General features: G+C 38.1%; 14 protein-coding genes. 5 read left to right on the plus strand and 9 right to left on the minus strand.

Annotated elements, in window-relative coordinates; genetic code table 11:
- Positions 1 to 2005: 2005 nt before the first annotated feature.
- The 9 genes from dnaJ to E7480_03615 form a co-directional block, all read right to left on the minus strand.
- Positions 2006 to 3148, minus strand: coding sequence for a molecular chaperone DnaJ (dnaJ, locus tag E7480_03575; protein MBE6903668.1), 1143 nt, complete (start codon positions 3146 to 3148; stop codon positions 2006 to 2008).
- Between the two features lie 89 nt (positions 3149 to 3237).
- On the minus strand, positions 3238 to 5049 hold the full coding sequence (dnaK, locus tag E7480_03580; protein ID MBE6903669.1) for a molecular chaperone DnaK: 1812 nt from the start codon (positions 5047 to 5049) through the stop codon (positions 3238 to 3240).
- Positions 5050 to 5112: 63 nt separating this feature from the next.
- Positions 5113 to 5631 carry a nucleotide exchange factor GrpE gene (gene grpE, locus E7480_03585; protein MBE6903670.1) on the minus strand — a complete coding sequence of 173 codons (519 nt, stop codon included), beginning with the start codon at positions 5629 to 5631 and terminating at the stop codon, positions 5113 to 5115.
- A 5-nt stretch (positions 5632 to 5636) separates the two neighbouring features.
- The gene (hrcA, locus tag E7480_03590; protein ID MBE6903671.1) at positions 5637 to 6653 is read right to left on the minus strand and encodes a heat-inducible transcription repressor HrcA; all 1017 of its coding nucleotides are present in this window, start codon (positions 6651 to 6653) and stop codon (positions 5637 to 5639) included.
- Positions 6654 to 6958: 305 nt separating this feature from the next.
- The gene (locus E7480_03595) at positions 6959 to 7612 is read right to left on the minus strand and encodes a DUF2344 domain-containing protein (GenBank protein ID MBE6903672.1); all 654 of its coding nucleotides are present in this window, start codon (positions 7610 to 7612) and stop codon (positions 6959 to 6961) included.
- A gap of 18 nt (positions 7613 to 7630) precedes the next feature.
- A complete protein-coding gene (locus E7480_03600) occupies positions 7631 to 9445 on the minus strand; it encodes a TIGR03960 family B12-binding radical SAM protein (protein MBE6903673.1) in 1815 nt (604 codons plus the stop codon).
- Between the two features lie 18 nt (positions 9446 to 9463).
- A complete protein-coding gene (locus E7480_03605) occupies positions 9464 to 10174 on the minus strand; it encodes a DNA alkylation repair protein (protein ID MBE6903674.1) in 711 nt (236 codons plus the stop codon).
- Between the two features lie 65 nt (positions 10175 to 10239).
- On the minus strand, positions 10240 to 11130 hold the full coding sequence (locus E7480_03610) for a serine/threonine protein phosphatase (protein ID MBE6903675.1): 891 nt from the start codon (positions 11128 to 11130) through the stop codon (positions 10240 to 10242).
- Positions 11123 to 11977, minus strand: coding sequence for a DUF4474 domain-containing protein (locus E7480_03615; protein ID MBE6903676.1), 855 nt, complete (start codon positions 11975 to 11977; stop codon positions 11123 to 11125). The genes E7480_03610 and E7480_03615 overlap by 8 nt, the downstream gene beginning before the upstream one ends.
- 334 nt (positions 11978 to 12311) lie before the next feature.
- Between E7480_03615 and rplM the strand changes: the two genes are divergently transcribed.
- From rplM to mnmG, 5 genes are all read left to right on the plus strand, one after another.
- On the plus strand, positions 12312 to 12740 hold the full coding sequence (rplM, locus tag E7480_03620) for a 50S ribosomal protein L13 (GenBank protein MBE6903677.1): 429 nt from the start codon (positions 12312 to 12314) through the stop codon (positions 12738 to 12740).
- 18 nt (positions 12741 to 12758) lie between these two features.
- Complete coding sequence (rpsI, locus tag E7480_03625) at positions 12759 to 13160, plus strand: 30S ribosomal protein S9 (protein MBE6903678.1); 402 nt, start codon at positions 12759 to 12761, stop codon at positions 13158 to 13160.
- A 187-nt stretch (positions 13161 to 13347) separates the two neighbouring features.
- On the plus strand, positions 13348 to 14406 hold the full coding sequence (locus tag E7480_03630) for a DUF348 domain-containing protein (GenBank protein MBE6903679.1): 1059 nt from the start codon (positions 13348 to 13350) through the stop codon (positions 14404 to 14406).
- A gap of 89 nt (positions 14407 to 14495) precedes the next feature.
- Positions 14496 to 14735 (plus strand): 30S ribosomal protein S20, encoded by a 240-nt coding sequence (gene rpsT / locus E7480_03635; protein MBE6903680.1) that lies wholly within the window; start codon positions 14496 to 14498, stop codon positions 14733 to 14735.
- Positions 14736 to 14809: 74 nt separating this feature from the next.
- Positions 14810 to 16699 carry a tRNA uridine-5-carboxymethylaminomethyl(34) synthesis enzyme MnmG gene (mnmG, locus tag E7480_03640; GenBank protein ID MBE6903681.1) on the plus strand — a complete coding sequence of 630 codons (1890 nt, stop codon included), beginning with the start codon at positions 14810 to 14812 and terminating at the stop codon, positions 16697 to 16699.
- Positions 16700 to 16708 lie beyond the last annotated feature (9 nt).

The raw sequence follows: 16708 nt of genomic DNA on the forward strand, positions 1-16708 counted from the left end.
AGGTTATTCTATCTATTGCTCTTGTTTTTTCAATAATGGTTGTCGGTAATGTATTTGTCGGTAGTGTTTTATCTAAATGTATACAAACCTTTACACATACTTTTAAATTAACAGTTACAGCTCCTGATTCAATAAATAACGATGATTACGACTATGCTCCCCGCATTATACCTCAAAATATGGAAGGTACATCAGGTTCTCCCGGATATTCCGATCTTAATCCTGCAAGCAAAGATGCTCAGGTTTTTGCTATTGGCTGTAACAATTGTTACCGTTATTCTTTTGACCCTATTAATATAACCGGTTACAACTATATTGAATTTGACTTATGGCTTCCGAAAGGCTTTAATTCTACAAAAGAAGTTCTTTATCCCAATCAGACTCCTGAGAATCTTGAACCATATACTCAAGGTCAGATTGAATTGAGCTCAGGCGGAACACATGACAGCCTGGGTGAAATTCAGTGGAATATAGAAACTGCCCTTGTACCTAAAGTAATAGATGAAGATGGAGTAGTACACGACGAAGGAACAGTATCAAGCGGCGCTTGGTATAAGGTTATACTCAGACTTCCTAAAACTGTAAGTGAAGATTTAAATATAACAAAGATAAACTTTTTCGGCTTTTATTGGTCTGACGCTGTGCTTGACGAATACCTAAAATCTCAACAATACGGTTATGACAGAATTGGTTGGGGCGCTATTAGAAATTTAAGATTTACTAAATACGGAACATATGATGCAGGCTGTTACCGTACAGATGATAATAACGGCGGTGTTGACCCTACTATATATACACACAATGGTCAGCATTATTACAGATTGGGTAATAACGTTTACCAGACTATGAACACCAATACAATAGATGCCAAGCCTGCTAATAATGCAAGCGTTGTTATTGCAGGAAATGACAAAATTCCTAATACCGAGGATGATAACAGATTATCAGGGCGTACAACATCTGATACTCATAACGGAAGTACTCCCCCTGCTATTATTAATTTTTCACCGAGCGATATGTCCTATCAAATAAGCGGAGCCCATAGCTCATATAAGGTTAAGCGAGGACTTGACGGTTTATTTGGAACCTGGGACGATTTAATTGTAAACAATTTAGAGGGTGCTCCTTTAGGTTCATATCCTGTAACAGGCCAAACCTCTCGTACCTTGATTGGCTGGCAATATATGGGCGGTTCTGTAAATAATATGCTTATGATTTGCCAATATGTTCTTGATCCGACTGCTTATCATAACGAGTCTGTTACCGCACAAACATACTCGGGCTCAACATTACAAACTACAATTGATGGTGCTATTCGTACAGAGCTCGGTATTTGGCATAATATATTTGTTGCATCAAATCCTAAATGCTCAACTCCCGGTGGTGTTGTTAATGGTTCAGTTAGAACCTGTAATGTTGCTCACATGCACGGAAACGGTTGTGTTCACGCTTTAGGAACTTATAATGTTTGGACCGATAACATTTATCCTACCGGACAGTATCTTTTCGCTTGTAACGCAGAGTATATTGCCAAATGTTTTGGTTCAGGACTGTATCGAGAAGAACGATTAGCTCAGCAACTTGATACAAGCTTTTCTTATTCAAGTGAAGGTACTATGAAAAATGGTTACGGCAATATAATTGAAACTGCCGGTTATTGGCTTTCGGACTCATTACAGGATAGTTACAATAGTGGCGGTTGGTTATTTGCTGCTGTCTTAGCAGATGAAACGATTGATAACAGAGGATTGATCTTTGCTATGAACTTTAGGCACTACAATTATGGTATTCGTCCTGCAGGTTTCTTTAACCTTCAAGCAAATCCTTCATAAATAATAAATTATATTACAAAAACCGAAGCTTTTTTACAGCTTCGGTTTTTTGATATCTTAAAAGCTTATATTTTAATAATCTATTTAAAAAATCTGTTCTTTAAATTAAGGTACAGCTTTTTTATCATTTATCTTTTAATCGGCTTAAAGCTTTACAGCTTATTAGCTTTATCTTATTTAAAAACATCTTTAAGCTTATCGGCAAAATTCTTGCGTTTTTGATAGCATTTTCCGCCGTCAAGAGCATCTAATTCCTTTAAAAGCTCTTTTTGTTTTGAAGAAAGATTTGTAGGAGTTTCCACTATTACCTTGACATACTGGTCTCCTTTTCCTCTTCCGTTTAGCTGAGGAATTCCCTTGCCCTTAATCCTATATACAGTACCTGTCTGCGTTCCCTCTGCCACGCTGATTGTTTCTTCCGATTTATCAATAGTGGGAATTTTTATTTCACTTCCCAACGCTGCCTGAGCAAAGGTTATAGGAACCTCACAGTGCAAGTCATAATTTTTACGTACAAAAATCTTATGAGGAGAAACTCTTATGTTTATATATAAATCTCCGGGGCTTCCGCCTCTTAATCCAAAATTACCCTGTCCTGAAAGTGATAGAGTCTGACCGTCTGAAATACCTGCAGGAACGTTAACCTCCACAGTTTTTTGTCTGTTTGCTCTGCCGCTGCCGTTACAGGATTTACAGGGGTTTTTAATTATCTTTCCCGTTCCGTTACAAAAGCTACAGGAAACAGTGCTTGCAACAACTCCGAAAGGTGTTTGCTGCTGCTTTTTAACTCGTCCGCTTCCATGACACGAAGGACAGGTTTCGGGAGCTGTTCCTCCCTGTGCGCCTGTTCCGTTGCATTCGGGGCAAGACTCTCTGCGGGTGTACTTAACAGTTTTTTTACAGCCAAAAACAGCCTCTTCAAAGGATATTGTAACGCTTGTTTCAAGGTTATCTCCTCTTACAGGGCCGTTTGCATTTCTGCGGCCACCGCCTCCGAACATACTTCCGAAAAAGTCACCGAAAATATCACCTATATCTCCGAAATCTACATTTGTATATGCGCCGCCCGGACCTGCTCCGTATGAGGGATCAACACCTGCGTGACCGAATTGGTCATAACGTGCTTTCTTCTCTTTATCGGAAAGAATTTCGTATGCCTCATTTGCCTCTTTAAACTTTACTTCGGCTTCTTTATCACCTGGATTTAAGTCCGGATGATATTGCTTGGCAAGCTTTCTGTATGCTTTTTTTATCTCTTCGTCAGAAGCTCCCTTGCTTAAGCCAAGCACCTCGTAATAGTCGCGTTTATCTGCCAAAAAAATCAATCCTTTTCAATCGGATTATATATATCCTAAATTTTTGTAACAGTTAACGGATATTCCGTTAACTGTTACTGAGATAATTATTATTCGTTTTTATCCTGGAAATCGGCATTGATAGTGCCGTCGTCATTTACTGTGCCCGCCTGAGCATCGGGCTGACCCTGCTGCTGAGGATAAAGCTTAGGAGCAAGCTCGTAGAATTTCTTTGAAAGAGCTTCGCTTGCTGCATTGATAGCCTGAGCATCTTCGCCCTTTAAAGCTTCTCTTACTTTTTCAATTTCTGCATTTACGCCTGCTTTATCATCATCAGTAAGCTTATCAGCTGCATCTGTCATAGCCTTTTCGCACTGATAGCAAAGCTGTTCAGCCTGATTTTTAGCATCTATTGTTTCTCTGCGCTTCTTGTCCTCTGCTGCAAATTTCTCAGCATCTGCTACTGCTTTTTCAACGTCTTCCTTGGACATATTTGTAGAAGCTGTAATTGTAACTCTCTGCTCCTTGCCTGTGCCCAATTCCTTTGCAGAAACGTTTACTATACCGTTAGCGTCAATATCAAAGGTTACTTCGATTTGAGGAACGCCTCTGGGTGCGGGGGGAATACCGTCGAGATTGAAATTACCGATAGATTTATTATCTGCCGCCATTTCACGCTCTCCCTGTAAAACGTTGATTGTAACAGAGGGCTGATTGTCAGCTGCTGTTGAGAAGGTCATACTCTTCTTAACGGGGATTGTAGTATTTCTTTCAATAATTCTTGTGCAAACTCCGCCCAAGGTTTCAACACCTAAAGAAAGAGGAGTTACGTCCAAAAGAACTATTCCCTTTACATCGCCCTGGAGAACACCGCCCTGAATAGCTGCACCGATAGCAACACATTCATCAGGGTTAATACCCTTATGGGGCTCTTTTCCTATATAGTTTTTAATTGCTTCCTGAACTGCAGGGATTCTTGAAGAACCGCCCACCAAAAGAATTTTATCAATTTCTGAAGGCTTAAGTCCGGAATCCTCTATAGCTTTTCTTGTAGGAATCATTGTAGCTTCTACCAAGTCAGCTGTAAGCTCGTCAAACTTTGCTCTTGTAAGAGTTAAATCAAGGTGCTTAGGACCTGTTGCATCAGCAGTTATAAAGGGAAGATTGATATTGCTTGTTTTCATACCCGAAAGCTCTATCTTTGCTTTTTCTGCAGCTTCCTTTAAACGCTGTAATGCGCTCTTATCCTGTCTTAAATCTATTCCGTTTTCTTTCTTGAATTCGTCTGCCATCCAGTTCATAACTCTGTCGTCGAAATCGTCGCCGCCCAAACGGTTATTACCGTTAGTTGCAAGAACTTCGAAAACGCCGTCTCCGATATCCATAATGGATACGTCGAAGGTACCGCCGCCAAGGTCATAAACCAATATTTTTTGCTCCTGCTCTTTGTCTACGCCGTAAGCAAATGCCGCTGCTGTAGGCTCGTTGATAATTCTTTTTACCTCAAGACCTGCAATTTTACCTGCATCCTTTGTAGCCTGTCTTTGTGCATCTGAGAAATATGCAGGAACTGTTATAACAGCTTCTGTAACAGCTTCTCCCAAATAGCTTTCTGCGTCTGCCTTAAGCTTTGCAAGAACCATAGCTGAAATTTCCTGAGGTGTATATGCCTTCTCGTCAATATCAACCTTTCTTGAGCTTCCCATATCTCTCTTTATTGAGATTATTGTTCTGTCAGGGTTTGTGATTGCCTGTCTTTTTGCTACCTGACCTACCATTCTTTCTCCTGTTTTTGAAAAAGCCACAACGGAAGGAGTTGTTCTTGCTCCTTCGGGATTAGCTATAACAACAGGCTCGCCGCCTTCCATAACTGCAACGCATGAATTTGTTGTACCTAAGTCGATACCGATAATTTTACCCATAATAAATTACTCCTTTGTATTTATATTAAATCTTATGTGATTTCAAAATTTATATTAAGACACTCAATTAGCTACCTTAACCATAGAATGTCTTATTACCTTATCTCCGATTTTATAGCCTTTTTGGAATACCTCGACTATCGTTTCAGCTTCTAAGCTATCATCATCAATATGCATAACTGCATTGTGGAAATTAGGGTCAAAGCCTGTATCGGTGGGAATTTCCTCTACCTTTAAATTGTTCAGACAATTTTGAGCCTGCTTTAAAACCATTTCCATTCCTTTTCTTACAGACTCTGCATCGCCTTCGCTTGATGCCGCTCTGTCAAGACTGTCCAACACAGGAAGAATTGCCGTAACAGTATCGCAAACACAGCTTGCATACAAAGCTTCCTTTTCCTTTATTGTACGCTTACGGAAATTATCAAACTCAGCATAAAGTCTTAAGTATTTATCCTGTTCTTCCTTAAGCTTTTCGTTTATCTGCTCCTGCTTACTTTTCTTTTTCTTTTTTTCGGGAGCTTTTTCTGCTTCTTCAGAGCTTACTTGCTCGTTAATCTCTTCGTTAAGCTTTTCACTCATTTATTTCAATCCTTTCCATTTATAAGCTTCGTAATACTGTCGGTAAAATAATTCATTTTTGCAAGCACTCTCGCATAATCCATTCTTGTAGGCCCTAAAACCGATAGAACGTTTTCGTGATTTCCGCTTTTAAATGCGCTTGTAATCATACTTATATCCGATATATTGTTTTCCATAACGTCTACTGTAATGCCTTCCCGATGTTGACTCGCTATCTGAGAAAGGGTATCGGAGTCAGACAAAACTGCCATAAAAGCACGGGCTTTATCTATATCTGAAAACTCAGGGAAAGAAAGAACCTTGCTCTCCCCTCCTACATAGACATCATAGCCTCGAAGCTCCTGTATAAACATCTTTAAAACAGGAATAATTCCTTCTAACTGAGGACAGTATCTCTTTACCTGCTCCTGCAAAACTTCCATTTTTATATCCGCAATATCGTCAGGCGACATTCCTGAAAAAAGCTCATTTAATATTCTTGTAAGAATAAGAGTATGCTGAGCATCGATATCACAGTCCATAACACAGGATTTGGTTTTAACCTGCCCTGTTGCACTTACTGCAAGTACAGTTACTATGCGTTTACCCGCTATCACCGCTTCAAACATCTGCACAATACCGCCTGAGGAGGGAGTAAGCGCAATTGCGGCACAGCCTGTAAGCTCTGATGCTATTTTAGCAATATCCTTGGTTATACTTGAAACGCTTTGCCTAAGCTCTGCAATAAAGCTGTCTATAACAATTTTTTCGTCCTTGGTGAGAATATGCGTGGGCATTATTTCATCAACAAACAAACGATAGCCCTTTACGCTGGGAACTCTTCCTGCCGAGGTATGCGGCTGATAAAGAAGCCCCATACTTTCAAGCGCTGCCATTTCATTTCTGATGGTTGCGCTGGAAACATTCAGCGATGGGTCGTTTTGCACCGTTTTAGAGCCAACAGGTTCTCCTGAACGGATATATGCCGAAACAACCATTCCCAATATTTTTTTCTTTCTGTTTTCAAGCTCCAATCCGTTCACCCCCAAACGCTCTTGTAGTGTTAGCACTCTTTAAGCTCGAGTGCTAACACTACAAAATTTACCACGCTTTAGAACAATTGTCAAGTGTTATTTTCAGTAATTAATAATAATTTAACAAAAATTTTTTGTATAAATGTTATAATGGTTATAATTAGTCGAAACAGTAATATGAAATACTGTTTCGACACCAAATCTTTGATTTGGAAGCAAATTTTCAAAGAAAATTTGACAATAACCATTGCAATGAGTGTCGTGCACAATTAAATTTTTTTAAAATTTAATTGTGCAAAGCCGATAAAATCGGCTTATCGAAACGCTTCTAAGCGTTTCGATAAACAACAATCATTATAAAAAGAAAGGCGTTTCACAGAAAAATCATACTCTTTTGAGCTTTTTTCACTTAAAGCACCCATAATCAAAGCCGGATTTATCGCACCTTCCTGACAGGGTAAAACTATTTCAAACGCAGTTTTTTCTCCGTCATATTCTGCTTTTATCTGAGAAATATATTCTTTTAAATCAATTTCTTTTTCACTGCTTTTGGTCTTTTTGATAACTAAAATCTTTTCTTCATTATCAAAGACAGAAAAGTCAGCCTTGCCTTCAACAGTTACAAGATACTTGGCATAAAATATTTTTGATATCTTTTCTACAGGCTCTGCTGCTGATATAACCTTAAATCCTGCAGGCAGTGCTTTGTTAAGTCTTTCTATAATATCTTTTCCACTAATTCCCTCTTTTATTCTGAAATCTGCAATCTCACAATCAGATGTATAACCAACAGAAAGAGGAGGTGAAAAAACAAGCTCAATATGAGGGTTAAAGCCCTGTGTATAATAAGCCGGCAAGCCCGAACGTTTTATAGAGCGTTGAAAGGCTCTGTTTAAATCAAGATGCGAAATGTATTTTACCCTTTCACCTTTTGAAAAGGTTATTCTTATATTTTTATATTCTTCCATAAAAGCCTCCGATTATAATTATTTTTTGCTGTTGCATTTCCAACCGCACGCAGCACAGTTTTCTCTGCAGTTTGGAGTCGTTTTTTCTGCATATGCGTTATTTTTTTCTCTTATAAAAAATTCTTTGGTAACGCCTATATCAATGAAATCCCAAGGCAATATTTCGTCTGTTTTTCTTTCTCTTGAGGTGTAAAAGTCTATATCAACACCACATTCTTCAAAGCACTTTATCCAGGTATCATATTTGAAAAATTCTGCCCAACCGTCAAACTTACAACCGTTTTTAAACGCTTTTTCAATAACTTTGCAAACCTTTCTGTCCCCTCTTGCAAAGGCTGCTTCAAGTCTTGCTGTTTTGAAATCGTGATAGCTTAAAGAAATTTTTCTGCTGTCGTGGTATTTGCGCAAAACTTCAACCTTACTGTTATATTGCTCCTCGGTAATCTGAGGCTCCCATTGAAAAGGAGTAAAAGGCTTGGGCACAAAGCAAGCGACAGAGGTATTTACAGTAACCCCTCTGTTTTTCGGTCTGTTTTCTGCTTTATGGAAGGTTCCCACAACAAGCTTTGAGGTATCCATTATTCCCTTTATATCCTCTGCCGTTTCGGTTGGCAAGCCTAACATAAAGTAAAGCTTTACGCTTGTATTACCGCCGTTAAAGGCTGTAAGACAGGTATTTATAAGCTCTTGCTCTGTAACGTTTTTATTTATTACATCACGCAGTCTTTGAGTGCCCGCCTCGGGCGCAAAGGTAAGACCGCTCTTTTTAACGCTTTGTATTTTCTCCATAAGCTCTTTGCTGAAATTGTCCACACGCAAGGAGGGCAAAGAAAGGCTTAGCTTTTTATCCTTACTCCATTTTAGAAGCTCATCTAACAGCGGCTCTATCTGTGTATAATCAGATGAGCTTAATGATGAAAGGGACATTTCCTCATAGCCTGTATTTTCGCAGAGAGTTTTTGCGCTTTCATTTAAAGTTTTTGCCGATTTTTCACGGATAGGACGGTACAAGAATCCCGCCTGACAGAAACGGCAGCCTCTTATACAGCCTCTGAAAAGCTCTAACATTATTCTGTCATGAATTATTGAGCCGTAAGGCACTACCAAGCTTTTAGGATAAAAAACCTTATCTAAATCTTCAATAATACGTTTTTTTACGACGGCTTTTGCCTGCTCGCAGGTAGGTTTAAATTCTTTTATAGTACCGTCTTCATTGTATGTAACCTCATAAAGCGACGGAACATATATTCCTTCTATTTTAGCTAATTCTTTAAGAATTTCAGAGCGTTTTTTGCCCTTCATTTCAATTACCTTATTGCACAGCTCAAGATTTACCTCTTCTCCTTCGCCCATAATAAAAGCATCTATAAAATCTGCCAAAGGCTCGGGATTTGAGCAACAGGGGCCGCCTGCCACAATAAGAGGCATACTTTCGTCACGCTCACAGCTTTTCAAAGGAATTCCCGAAAGCTCGAGCATATTTAAAACATTGGTATAGCAAAGCTCATACTGTAATGTGAAGCCTACTATATCAAACTCTGTAAGAGGGTCTGCGCTTTCAAGGCAAAAAAGCGGAATATTATTTTTTCTCAGCTGCTCTTCAAAATCATCAGCAGGTGCAAAACAGCGCTCACACCACATATTATCAACATTATTTATAAGGGAATATAATATTTTCATTCCCAAGTGGGACATTCCCACCTCGTATGTATCGGGGAAGCAAAAGGCAAATCTGAGGTCAACCTTTGATTTATCCTTGATTACTTCTCCAAATTCTCCGCCTGTATATCTTGTAGGCTTTTGCACTAAAGGCAATATTTTATCGAGCTTCATAAATTTTGTTTTCCTCTCTTAAAGCTTTATTTTTAAACTGCACAAATATTCTTTTTGCTCTGCTGTTATCCTATAGCTTTCCACTGCTTTTTGTATAGTTTTATTGTGTACCCATAAAGGTAAAGCATTGTTTTTCAGATATATAATTGTGCTATCCCATTTTTTAGCCAAAGCAGTAGCAAAGTACCACGCAAGCATCATATTTATATAATACTCTTCGGACTTAATTTCAGAAACTGTTTTAAGATACCTTTCATCAAAGTCTTCATCTAAATAGTACACCATAAGCATTTCTATTGCAAATCTAACAGTATACACGTGCTTTGACTTTATCCATTTTTCAATTTCACAAAGAAGCTTATCCTTATTTTTATTAAAGCATTTGGGCCTTAATGAATCACAGGTTGCCCAGTTATCCACAAAAGGCAAAAATACGTTTAACATTTTTATACATTTATCAAAATCGTCCGTTTGGGCAATTAGAAAAGCGTGAAGATTATTCTCTTCATAATATTTATGAGGTAACGAATTCAAAAACTCGTCTGCCTCATTTTTTATTTTCTTTGAAAATGCACGAATAAGCGGCACTCTTACACCTATAACACTCTGACTGTCCACAGTGGGCATAAGCTTAGAATGAAACTCTTTGTATTTCAAATCCTGCATTTTAAAAAGTTCTTTTGTTATATCCATTATATTTGACCTTTTCTCGTTGCCGTAAGGCAACATATCGACGATTTTTATTGCTTTGCAATTAAAATCATTATATCATAACACTTTACCTATTACAATCATTAAAAATCAGCTAAAGGATACGGACCGTCTAAAACCTCTCTGCCAACAAACATAATACCGTCTTTTTTCGTTTTTACAAGCCATTTTATTAAAGTTATATTTCCTTTTTCTATTTCAATTCCTGTTATACATCTTGGGTGGACACAGCTGCCGTCATTAAAATAAAAAGAGCTTTTAGGCTGAGGCAGCGAAGGTCTGTGAGTATGTCCTGTCACTGTCAGTTGTTTTCTTTTTTTTGCCCAGTCCGAAATTTTCTTTTCAATTTTTTGCTGCTGTTTATAATTTTTAGCGGCACTTGTGGGGTCAAGCAATCCGATATTTTCAAGAGGCTTCCAAATATGCCTTACAAGAAATCTTGAAACTCTCCATAAATTGTCATTAAAAAAATCCGCCTGATGACCGTGAACAAGAAACAAGCTCTTTAAGCTTTCCTTATTAAGTAGCAACAAAGCCTGAAGATATTGCATATTGGGCAAAAGCGTAAGCTCTTTTTTCTGTGTATAATCGTAATAACACCCTTTTATTTTTCTTATATATGGCTTTTTCTTTTGCATATCGTGATTTCCGTAAAGCATATATAATCTGTCTTCTTTTAAAAAATGTGACATCAGCAAAAAAATATCTGCGTGTACCTCTAAAATCTGCTCAAAATTTTTATTTCCCCAAAGCTCGTCGCCGTCGCCTAATTCAATATAGGAAAACCCATTTTTATAATAGTATTCCAATGCCGAATAAAACAAATGCTGATTTTTTAAAAAGGTATCTGAGTGACTGCCGTTACCTCTGTGGCAATCACTCATTAAAATAAATTTATCGTTATTGTCAAAAAATATAACAGGACAGCTTCTTAAAAGCTTATCGAATTTTTTACTCATACTCATTTTACTTATATAAGCCTCGTACTCTTCCGGTTTCTAAAAAGCTTTTAAGCAATTCAGGTTTTTTCTCTTTTATAAGCTCTATACCCTGCTGTGCGTTCATACTTTCATCTACAATGTCGTTATATGCTTCACATAAATTCCTACTGTTTGCAAGAACTATTTCTTCTGCAATCGGAGTACGGCTGAAAGGCTGTTGAGTTTTTGGGGTTGTCATATAAATTTGCACAATTGATTTACGGCGGTATAAATCTTCACTGCTATAGCCTATATTTATTGCCGCTTCTTCAAAAGCCTGTGCCATTTTTCTGTCGGGAAATTTTATCTGATAGAGTGCTGACAGTTCCTCGGGCGTTGAAAACTCTCCCAGTTTAAAGCCTGTAAGCCACCAATGCTTCTGCGCTCTTTTAAAAATTTTTCTGTTATTTTTTAAAAGAGTAACAGACATAGGAATAAGCTCATCATTTTTTAAGCTTTGATATATTTCTTTATCTGTACGGTAATAAATTCCTATTTCGGCGCCTGTGGTCATTCCGTACTGACCTTTCCAAAGCTCTGCAAGCCACTGCTTTGAATTGTATTCAAATTTTATAGGCTCGCAGTCTATCACCATTCCCATTGTTATTGCCGCTTCATCATAAAGACGGCAATATCCGTATTCTCTCTGCCACGCTTCAATCTCCGAATAAAAAATATCCTGATTTTTGTCATATGCAAAGCCTAATTCATTATATATATTTTCAAAATTTTCGGGACGTATTTTGAAAACTCCCATTATAAAACCCAACAGCTTTTTAAAAAGGCTTACAAGCTCGGGAATTAAACTAATAAAAATAAGAACAAAACAGGCAAAAGCCAAAATAAAGCCTGCTATAATAAATACCTTACTTAAAAATTCTCTATTAAAAGCAAAAAGCAAAATACTGTTTAAGCAACCAATAAACACGGTGTTTTTCTCCCTTTTTTCTCTTTGATATATACTATTCAAAGCTTATAAAAAGTGATAATATACGCCATTTTTAAAAAGTTAAATAAAAAATGAAAATAAGAGAGAAAACTCGTAAAAACAAGAGAAACAGAGCAAATAAGGGATATAAATTAAAAATTCCGCCAAATTAGGCTTGACAAGTTAATTTCGACATATTATAATGTGCGAGTTAATAAATTGAAAAATAATCAGGAGGAAAAAGGATATGTCAACCTTTATGGCAAACGCGCAAAACATTGACAGAAAGTGGTATATAATAGATGCCGCTGACAAGCCCCTTGGTCGTGTTGCTTCTCAGGCAGCTGTTCTGCTCAGAGGAAAGCACAAGACTGTTTTCACACCTCACTTTGATTGCGGCGATCATGTAATAATCATCAATGCAGACAAAGCAACTCTTTCAGGCAGTAAGCTTGAGAAGAAATTCTACCGTCATCACACAGGTTATGTTGGCGGACTTAAGGAAGTTCCTTATCGTATTCTTATGGAAAAGAACCCTGAGAAAGCTATGACTCTTGCAGTTAAGGGTATGCTTCCTCACAACACTTTAGGAGCTTCTGCTCTTAAAAGATTAAGAGTATACAAGGGCGATGCTCACACACACGCAGCTCAGAAGCCCGAAGTATACGGAATATAGTAAGGAGGAAACTAGGATATGTATACAGCTAAAAAAGAGTATTTTTACGGCACCGGCAGAAGAAAAAGCTCTGTTGCAAGAGTTAGAATAGTTCCCGGTACAGGCGTAATTACAATAAACGACAGAGATATTGACGATTATTTCGGTCTTGATACCCTTAAGCTTATCGTTAGACAGCCTTTTGCTGTTACAGGTACTGAAGGCAAGTATGATATTATTGCTAAGGTTATCGGCGGTGGCGTTTCCGGTCAGGCAGGCGCTATCAGACACGGTCTTGCAAGAGCTCTTCTTCAGTCCGACAGTGAATTAAAGCCCGTTCTTAAAAAAGCAGGCCTTCTCACCCGTGACCCTCGTATGAAGGAAAGAAAGAAATACGGCTTAAAAGGCGCAAGACGTGCTCCTCAGTTCTCAAAGAGATAGTTTCTGTTTTTTCGGCTTTCGGGTATTTATTTACCCGTTGCCGTGCTTACAGCCTGGTATACTGTAAGCCTCGCAATATACCCATCTACTCGAGAAAGTATTTGGCAAAAGCTTGATTTAGCTTTTCGTATATTATTTCCTTTAATGGAATATAATATAATGATGTTCCAAAAAAATCAAAGGGGAAATGTTTTTGATTAGTTATAAGAAAATTCGAAAGAAAGTGCTTAAAAAGTACGGCTTTATTATCCGTGCTGTCAGCTCTCGCTTGGGAATACTTGCTGTTTTCGCAGGTGTTGCCTTGACTGTTGCTGTTATCACTCTTTCGTCGGTAAAGGTGCTTGCTGTCAATGTTGACGGCGAACATATTGTCATTAGGACTCTCAATAACGACGTGTATCAGACTATGAATGAAAGCGGAATTGAAATTGCGCCCAACGATATAGTAGATATGTCTTTTAACGGTTCAAATGTTGATATTTCAATTACCCGTACCTTTCCGGTCACTTTGCTTGTTGACGGAGTCAATAACTACCAATGGGTTTCCGGCGGTACTGTTGGAGATTTGCTTGAGCAAAACAAAATTTACTTATCAGGAGAAGATAAAATCAACGTCGAAAAAGACGTTCCTTTATCCTCCGGTCTTAAAATTGAAGTTACCCGAATTTCAACAAAGCAATATGACGAATATGTTTCTATTCCCTATTCTACAAAGATTGAAAAAATTTATTTCGGTTCTTCCATCGGCAAAATGCCTAAAAATGTTAAAGGCGTTGAAGGTGTAAGAAAAATAACAAAGGTTGATACTGTTGTCAACGGAGTTGTTACCGAATCTAAAACCATAAGTAACGTTATTGAAAAGCAACCTGTTACTGAGATAAAATACGAAGCTGTTAAGGGTCCTACAAAGATAGTTGCCGGCAAAGAGCTTAAGTATTCCAAAGTGTATACAATGAGCGCTACGGCATATACAACCGTTCCAGGTAAGACAGGAATTTACACTGCAACCGGAGTCAAAGTTTCAAAAGGCTGTATTGCTATCAATCCCAAAATCGTAAAATATCTCTCTTTAGGTGATAAGCTGTATATCGAAACTGCTGACGGCAGTTATGTTTACGGCTACGGTACAATTAACGATACAGGCGGAATGAAAGGCGCAAACGATATTGACTTGTTTTTCCCTTCATTAGCCGATTGTAATCTTTGGGGAAGAAGAACAGTAAAAGTTTATGTACTTGAAGAATAATTTTTAAAAAAATCTTGCAATTATTAAAAAAAGCTGATATAATTGTTTTTGCTGAAATTATACGGCTTTTTACAAGGGAGGTGCACAAGTTGCCTAACATTAAATCCGCTAAGAAAAGAGTTATTGTTACAAGAACAAAGGCTCTCAACAATCAGATGAGAAGATCTTCTCTTAAAACTGTTATCAAAGCTTTTGAGAACGATAAAACTCAAGATAATTATAATGCTGCAGTAAAAGCTATTGATAAGGCTGCCGCAAAGGGAATTATGCACAAGAACGCTGCTGCCCGTAAAAAGTCACAGCTGACACTTGCTCTTAATAAAGCATAAGTATTTAAAAAAGTACCCTTATGGGTACTTTTTTAGTTATCTTTTTAGTTTTTTATTACTGTATGAAAGGTTGTATGGCACTAATTATGACTACTTACAATATGGGAAATGCTGATATTGCCGTTATCGGAGCAGGGCATGCAGGAATTGAAGCTGCTCTTGCCGCTGCTCGTTTAGGTATGTCTGTTATTATCTTTACAATAAATCTTGATGCTGTTGGAAATATGCCCTGCAACCCTTCTATCGGCGGTACGGCAAAGGGCCATTTGGTGTGCGAAATAGATGCTTTGGGCGGTGAAATGGGAAAAGCTGCTGACAGAACATCTATCCAAAGCCGTATGCTCAACAGAGGAAAAGGCGCCGCTGTTTACTCTCTTCGTATGCAGTCTGACAGAAGCCGTTACAGAGAGTATATGAAAAAAGTTTTGGAGAAAACTAAAAACCTACAGTTAAAACAAGCTCAGATTGTCGATATCGGCGTTGAGAACGGTAAGGTCTGCTCTGTTACCACCGATTTAGGCGCTGTTTATAACGTCAATGCTGTTATTATTGCCACAGGCACATTTTTAAAAGGAAAAATCATAGTTGGAGACGCTTCTTACAGCGGCGGTCCTGACGGTATGCATGCTGCCAATGAGCTTTCTCAAAAGCTCTTGGATTTAGGTATTGAGCTTATGCGCTTTAAAACGGGTACTCCTGCAAGAGTTAACAGAAGAAGCGTTGACTTCTCCAAAACCGAGGAACAAAAGGGTGATGATGAACCCCTTGCTTTTTCAAAAGGAAGCGGCTACATACCCAAAAACAAAGCAAGCTGTTATCTTACCTATACTAACAGAAGAACTCACGAAATAATTCTTGAAAATCTTCACCGCTCCCCTCTTTACAGCGGTAAAATAGAAGGCATCGGACCTCGATACTGTCCAAGTATTGAAGATAAAATTGTCCGTTTTGCTGACAAAGAGCGCCATCAGCTTTTCATTGAGCCTATGGGACTTTCTACTGACGAAATGTACGTTCAGGGAATGAGCTCTTCCCTGCCTGAAGATGTTCAGCTTGCATTTCTTCGCACTATAAAGGGACTTGAAAATGTTGAAATGATGAGAACTGCTTATGCTATTGAATACGATTGCGTAAATCCTCTTGAGCTTTTGCCCACATTGGAATTTAAAAAGATTTCCGGACTTTACGGTGCAGGTCAATTCAACGGAAGCTCAGGCTATGAAGAAGCGGCGGCACAGGGCATTATTGCAGGAATAAACGCTGCCTTAAAGCTTAAAAACAAACAGCCTCTTATTCTTGACAGAAGCAGCTCATATATAGGAACTCTTATTGATGATTTAGTTACAAAAGGAACTAACGAGCCTTACAGAATGATGACGGGCAGAAGCGAATACCGTCTTATGCTGAGACAGGATAATGCGGACAGACGTCTTACTCCTATAGGCTATAAAATCGGACTTGTTAAGAAAAGCCAATACAATAAATTTCTAAAACGTGTTCAGATGCTTGAAGCTGAAATAGAGCGCACAAGAAAAACAATTATTAAGCCTACTGCTAAAGCAAATGAACTTCTTATAAATAACAATACAGACCCTCTTAATTCAGGAGCATTTTTATGCGACCTTATTAAACGTCCTCAGCTTGATTACGAGAAACTATCAGAGCTTGACACTTCCCGTCCCTCTTTGCCCTCATATATTTTTGAGCAGGCTCAGACAGAGCTTAAATATGAAGGCTATATAAAGCGTGAGGAACAAAAACAACAGCAATTCAAAAAAAATGAGAATAAGATTATGCCTGAGGATATAGACTATAATAAAATATACGGTTTACGAATTGAAGCACGTCAGAAGCTTTCTAAAATACGTCCTTTAAACTTAGGACAGGCTTCAAGAATTTCAGGAGTCAGTCCTGCGGATATTTCAGTGCTTATGATTTATCTTGAAGGCTATAAAAATAATTAACATAAAAAA

It is taken from the genome of Oscillospiraceae bacterium (assembly GCA_015067255.1).
In the GTDB taxonomy this organism is placed as follows: Bacteria; Bacillota; Clostridia; order Oscillospirales; family SIG519; genus SIG519.

Bases quoted from the DNA above. Each gene is read 5' to 3' on its own strand.
- dnaK (MBE6903669.1), bottom strand. From the start codon at position 5,049: ATGGGTAAAATTATCGGTATCGACTTAGGTACAACAAATTCATGCGTT.
- grpE (MBE6903670.1), bottom strand. From the start codon at position 5,631: ATGAGTGAAAAGCTTAACGAAGAGATTAACGAGCAAGTAAGCTCTGAA.
- E7480_03595 (MBE6903672.1), bottom strand. From the start codon at position 7,612: ATGGAAGAATATAAAAATATAAGAATAACCTTTTCAAAAGGTGAAAGG.
- E7480_03600 (MBE6903673.1), bottom strand. From the start codon at position 9,445: ATGAAGCTCGATAAAATATTGCCTTTAGTGCAAAAGCCTACAAGATAT.
- E7480_03605 (MBE6903674.1), bottom strand. From the start codon at position 10,174: ATGTTGCCTTACGGCAACGAGAAAAGGTCAAATATAATGGATATAACA.
- rplM (MBE6903677.1), top strand. From the start codon at position 12,312: ATGTCAACCTTTATGGCAAACGCGCAAAACATTGACAGAAAGTGGTAT.
- rpsI (MBE6903678.1), top strand. From the start codon at position 12,759: ATGTATACAGCTAAAAAAGAGTATTTTTACGGCACCGGCAGAAGAAAA.
- E7480_03630 (MBE6903679.1), top strand. From the start codon at position 13,348: ATGTTTTTGATTAGTTATAAGAAAATTCGAAAGAAAGTGCTTAAAAAG.
- mnmG (MBE6903681.1), top strand. From the start codon at position 14,810: ATGGCACTAATTATGACTACTTACAATATGGGAAATGCTGATATTGCC.